Here is a 1,471-nt window from a genome sequence, read left to right on the forward strand (position 1 = left end):
CGTCGTCGACCCGGCGGCACGCCGCATCGGCCGGGGGACGGCCCTGGCCGACGCCGCGGCCGCCGCGGTCCGAGACCTGGCGCGGGAGGACACCACGAGCGTCTGGGCCCACGGCATGCTCCCGGGGGCGGTCCGGCTCGCCCGGCGGCACGGCCTCGAGCCCGTCCGCGAGCTGCGCCGGATGCGCCTGTCGCACGCGGCGCTCGCCGCCCTGCCGGAGGTGCGGCTCGCCGACGGGGTCACCCTGCGCGGCTTCGTCCCCGGCCAGGACGAGCAGGCCTGGCTGGACGTGAACGCCGCCGCCTTCGCGGACCACCCCGAACAGGGCAGCCTGACCCGCGCCGACCTCGACGACCGCATGGCGGAGGACTGGTTCGACGCCGACGGCCTCCTGCTCGCCGCCCGCGAGGCGGACGGGCGGCTGCTCGGCTTCCACTGGACGAAGGTGGAGCCGGATGCCGGAGCCGACGGCCCGCGCGTCGGGGAGGTGTACGCCGTGGGCGTCTCCCCCGACGCCCAGGGCCTCGGCCTCGGTCGGGCCCTCACCCTGGCGGGGCTGCACCGGATGGCGGAGCAGGGGGTCGACGTCGTGGACCTGTACGTGGACGCGGACAACACGGCCGCCGTCACGCTCTACGCGTCCCTCGGCTTCGAGCTGTTCGCCGCCGACGCCCAGTACCGCCGCCCCTGAGACCCTCGGGCGGGGACCGGCCGGGCACATCCCGGCGGCCTCGTATCCTGGTGGGGCCGGCCCCCGCGGGGTCGGCCACGCCCCGTGCCCTGCCCCAGCAGTCGTCGCGGCCGCCGCACCCGAGAGGAACCCGCCCCATGCCCTCGTCCCACGCCGACCGCGTCGCCCGCTGGTCCACGGAGGACCGTGTCTCGGAAGGCCCCCGCGCCGAGGTGCTGGCCGCCGGCATGCTGCCGTGGCGCCGCGTGCCCGGCGGCCTCGAGGTGATGGTGATCCACCGGCCGCGCTACGACGACTGGTCGTGGCCCAAGGGCAAGCTCGATCCGGGTGAGACGCTGCCGGAGTGCGCGGTGCGCGAGCTGCGCGAGGAGGTCGGCCTGGAGCTGCGGCCGGGCATCCCGCTGTGCGTGACCGCGTACGAGGTGCCCGGCAAGCGGGGCGCACGTCTGAGCAAGGAGGTCTGGTACTGGGCCGCCGAGGTCGACGGCCAGCGCGCCCTGCCCGACGGCGACGAGGTGGACGAGGTCCGCTGGGTCGGGCCGGACGAGGCCCGGCGGCTGCTGACGAACGACTCGGATCGCGAACCGCTCGAGCTGCTGCTGCGTGCCGCCTCCCGGGGGCGCCTGCGGACCGTGCCGCTGCTGGTGCTGCGCCACGCCAAGGCCAAGCCCCGCTCCTCGTGGTCCCGCGCCGAGCAGGAGCGCCCGCTGGCGGCGACGGGCCGGCGGCAGGCGCTCGCCGTCGAGGGCCTCGTGTCGGCCTGGCGGCCGGAGCGGCTGG

At 77.3% G+C, this 1,471-nt stretch carries 2 protein-coding genes; both read left to right on the forward strand.

The window, feature by feature from the left end:
* Positions 1-691, forward strand: a 691-nt coding sequence (gene mshD, locus HMPREF3105_RS00765; protein ID WP_070708541.1) for a mycothiol synthase, incomplete at its 5' end; no start/stop codon positions are given.
* A gap of 137 nt (positions 692-828) precedes the next feature.
* A partial coding sequence (locus HMPREF3105_RS13425) for an NUDIX hydrolase (protein ID WP_246830297.1) occupies positions 829-1,471 on the forward strand: 643 nt, incomplete at its 3' end.

The sequence above is a fragment of the Micrococcus sp. HMSC31B01 genome, from assembly GCF_001816085.1.
GTDB classification, from domain to species: Bacteria; Actinomycetota; Actinomycetes; order Actinomycetales; family Micrococcaceae; genus Micrococcus; species Micrococcus luteus.